The 3,754-nt window shown below is 71.7% G+C and carries 4 protein-coding genes; 2 read left to right on the top strand and 2 right to left on the bottom strand.

The window, feature by feature from the left end; translation table 11 throughout:
- Window positions 1–636 (bottom strand): polyphosphate--glucose phosphotransferase (gene ppgK / locus IH13_RS0111065; RefSeq protein WP_031083364.1); only part of this gene is annotated, 636 nt, incomplete at its 3' end.
- A gap of 61 nt (window positions 637–697) precedes the next feature.
- Complete coding sequence (locus tag IH13_RS0111070; RefSeq protein ID WP_199814631.1) at window positions 698–1,687, bottom strand: 4-hydroxy-3-methylbut-2-enyl diphosphate reductase; 990 nt, start codon at window positions 1,685–1,687, stop codon at window positions 698–700.
- Window positions 1,688–1,782: 95 nt separating this feature from the next.
- Between IH13_RS0111070 and IH13_RS0111075 the strand changes: the two genes are divergently transcribed.
- Together IH13_RS0111075 and IH13_RS0111080 are read left to right on the top strand one after the other, a co-directional pair.
- Complete coding sequence (locus tag IH13_RS0111075) at window positions 1,783–3,126, top strand: APC family permease (RefSeq protein ID WP_031083368.1); 1,344 nt, start codon at window positions 1,783–1,785, stop codon at window positions 3,124–3,126.
- A gap of 214 nt (window positions 3,127–3,340) precedes the next feature.
- The coding region (locus tag IH13_RS0111080) for an exodeoxyribonuclease VII large subunit (protein ID WP_158791123.1) at window positions 3,341–3,754 on the top strand (414 nt) is incomplete at its 3' end.

Below are 3,754 nucleotides of genomic sequence, written 5' to 3' on the forward strand. Positions count from 1 at the left end.
CTTCTCCGCCTTGCGGCTGACGCCCCCGCCGATGACGAACAGCGCGGGCGAGAACAGCATCTCGACGTGGACCAGGTACTTCTGCACCCGGTGCGCCCAGTGGCTCCAGCTGAGGTCCTCGTCCTCCTTGGCCTTCGTGGACGCCCGCTTCTCCGCGTCGTGGCCGTGCAGTTCCAGGTGGCCCAGCTCGGTGTTGGGGACGAGCCGCCCGTCCGTGAAGACGGCGCTGCCGATGCCCGTACCGAGGGTCAGCACGATCACCGTGCCCTTGCGGCCCCGTCCCGCGCCGAAGGTCATCTCGGCGACGCCGGCCGCGTCGGCGTCGTTGAGGAGGGTGACCGGCTGACCGATCCGGTCGCTGAGCAGGGTGCGCGCGTCCGTGTCGATCCACGCCTTGTCGACGTTGGCCGCGGTCCGGGTGATTCCGCCGGTGACCACTCCGGGGAAGGTGATGCCGACCGGACCCTTCCAGCCGAAGTGGCCGACGACCTCGGCCACACCGTCGGCCACGCCGTCGGGCGTGGCCGGATGCGGTGTCAGTACCTTGTGTCGCTCCTGCGCCAGCTCTCCGCGGTCCAGGTCCACGGGAGCGCCCTTGATCCCTGAGCCGCCGATGTCCACACCGAAGATCTCCATGGATCCACGGTACGGGCAGCGGGCCCCGGACACGCACCGGACCCGGGGAGCGCCCGCGTCGTCACTTCGCCGAGAGCTCGGCGGCCTCGGCGCGCAGGTCGCGGCGGAGCTCCTTGGGCAGCGAGAAGGTGATCGACTCGTCCGCCGTCTTGACCGTCTCGACGTCCGCGTACCCGCGCTCGGCGAGCCACTCCAGCACGCCGTCCACCAGGACGTCCGGGACCGAGGCACCGGAGGTGAGGCCGACGGTGGTGACGCCTTCCAGCCAGGCCTCGTCGATCTCGGCGGCGAAGTCCACCAGGTGCGCGGCGGGTGCGCCGGCGTCCAGGGCGACCTCGACCATGCGGATCGAGTTCGAGGAGTTCTTGGAGCCGACGACGATGACGAGTTCGGCGTCCTCCGCGAGCTTCTTGACCGCGATCTGGCGGTTCTGCGTGGCGTAGCAGATGTCGTCGCTGGGCGGGGAGAGGAGGTTCGGGAACTTCTGCTTGAGGGCGCCCACCGTCTCCATCGTCTCGTCGACGGAGAGCGTGGTCTGGGAGAGCCAGACGACCTTCGACTCGTCGCGGACCTCGACGTTCGCCACGTCCTCCGGGCCGTCGACGAGCGTGATGTGGTCGGGCGCCTCGCCGCTGGTGCCGATGACCTCTTCGTGGCCCTCGTGGCCGATCAGGAGGATGTCGTAGTCCTCCTTGGCGTAGCGGACGGCTTCCTTGTGGACCTTGGTGACCAGGGGGCAGGTCGCGTCGATCGTGGCGAGCCTGCGCTCGGCGGCCTCCGCGTGGACGGTGGGCGCGACGCCGTGCGCGGAGAACATCACGATGGAGCCCTCGGGCACCTCCGCCGTCTGCTCGACGAAGATCGCGCCCTTCTTCTCCAGGGTCTGCACGACGTACTTGTTGTGCACGATCTCGTGGCGGACGTAGACGGGGGCCCCGTACTGCTCCAGGGCCTTCTCGACGGCGATCACGGCACGGTCCACGCCCGCGCAGTAGCCACGGGGCGCGGCGAGCAGGACACGGCGGGCAGGAGTGTCAGTCATGCGTCCCATCGTAAGGCCGTGCCGGGGTAAGGCCGTGTCGGAGAGACGCGGGGCGGCCGGGGGTCGGGAGACTGGGGCGTACGCGATCGAGCGACGGAGGGTTCATGGCCGGCGGTGCTACGGAGCAGGCGGGACTGCACAGGACGCTCGGGTTCAGGGACCTGGTGGTCTACGGGCTGCTGTTCATCGCCCCGATGGCCCCGGTCGGTGTGTTCGGCACACTGGACGCGAAATCGGACGGCGCGGTGGCGCTCGTCTATCTCGTGGCGACCGTCGTCATGGCCTTCACCGCGTTCAGTTACGCCCAGATGGTGCGGGTCGCCCCGATGGCCGGGTCGGTCTTCGCCTACGCCCGCAAGGGGCTCGGGGAGGGGCCGGGGTTCATCGCGGGGTGGATGGCGATGCTCGACTACCTGCTCATCCCCGCCGTCGCCTACCTGTTCTCCGGGATCGCGATGAACGCGCTGGTCCCGGAGGTGTCGCAGTGGGTGTGGACGGCGATCGCGGTCGTCGTGACCACGGCGCTCAACCTCTGGGGCGTCCGGACCGCGGCGCGGGTGGGGTTCGCGGTGCTCGCCCTGGAGATCGTGGTGCTGCTGGTGTTCGTGGTGTCCGCGGTGGTCGTCCTCGTCAGGGACGGGGCCCAGCGCGGCTGGCTGACTCCGCTGGCCGGGGACACCGACTTCTCGATGACGGCGGTGCTCGGGGCGGTGTCGATCGCGGTGCTGTCCTACCTCGGCTTCGACGCGATCGCCTCGTTCGCCGAGGAGGTGACGGGCGGCTCGGCGAAGGTGGCGCGTGCGGTGCTGTTCTGCCTGGTGCTGGCGGGCACGTTGTTCGTGGTGCAGTCGTATCTGGCGGCCCTGCTGGAGCCGGTGTCCTCGGCCGAGCTGGCGGCCGACCCGGCGAAGCAGGGTTCGGCGTTCTACGACGCGGTGGACGCCTCGGTCGGGACGTGGCTGCACGACCTGGTGGCCGTCAGCAAGGCGATCGGCGCGGCGTTCGCGGCGCTGGCCGGGCAGGCGGCGGCCGGGCGGCTGGTCTTCGCGATGGCCCGGGAACGACGGCTCCCCTCGGTGCTGTCCCGGGTCGACCCGAAGTCGGGGGTGCCCCGGGTCGCGATCCTGGGGGCGGCGGTCGTGACGATGGTGGCGGCGGTGTGGGCGGCCCGGCGTGACGACGGGCTGGACCATCTGGTGTCGGTGGTGGACATCGGGGCGCTGACCGCGTTCGTGCTGCTGCACGCGTCGGTGGTGGGCTGGTTCGCCGTACGCCGGATGGAGGGGCCGCCGAGCTGGTGGCGGCACGTACTCGTGCCCGTGGTGGGCGCGGGGGTGCTGGTCGCGGTGATCTGGGAGGCGACGACGAGCGCCCAGGTGGTCGGGGTGTGCTGGCTGGGGGTCGGCCTGGTGGTACTCGCGCTGCAGGGGGGCCGCCGGGCTGCCTGAGCCCGTTCTTCCGGTTCGGCCCCTGCCCCGCGGGCCCGCACCCGGGCCGCCGGCACGGCGACGCGTGGTCGCGCCCGCCGGCCGGCCCCGCACCGGTCGCGGGCCGGGCGGCCGAGCGGGCCGGGTCGCGGGCCCCCGCACTCCCGCGGGCCCCGGATCGCGGCCGGCGCCCGGCTGGGCCCGGATGTCGGTACCGGCCGATACGCTCGCCCGTATGGCTCTCACTACCTCACCGGAAGCCCCGCTGCCCGTCGGCGACGTGTCGCGGCTGATCGGAGGGTGGATCGACCGCCTCGGCGCGGTCTGGGTGGAGGGGCAGATCACCCAGCTGTCGCGGCGGCCGGGCGCCGGCGTGGTCTTCCTGACCCTGCGCGATCCTTCGCACGACATCTCGGTGAGCGTGACCTGCTTCCGGCAGGTCTTCGACCGGATCGCCGACGTGGTGACCGAGGGCGCCCGGGTCGTCGTCCTCGCCAAGCCCGAGTGGTACGCGCCCCGGGGGCAGCTGTCCCTGCGGGCCACCGAGATACGCCCGGTGGGCATCGGGGAGCTGCTCGTCCGGCTGGAGCAGCTGAAGAAGTCGCTGGCCGCCGAGGGGCTGTTCGCCCTGGACCTGTCTCTTATACAC

It is taken from the genome of Streptomyces sp. NRRL WC-3549 (assembly GCF_000721935.1).
GTDB lineage: Bacteria > Actinomycetota > Actinomycetes > Streptomycetales > Streptomycetaceae > Streptomyces.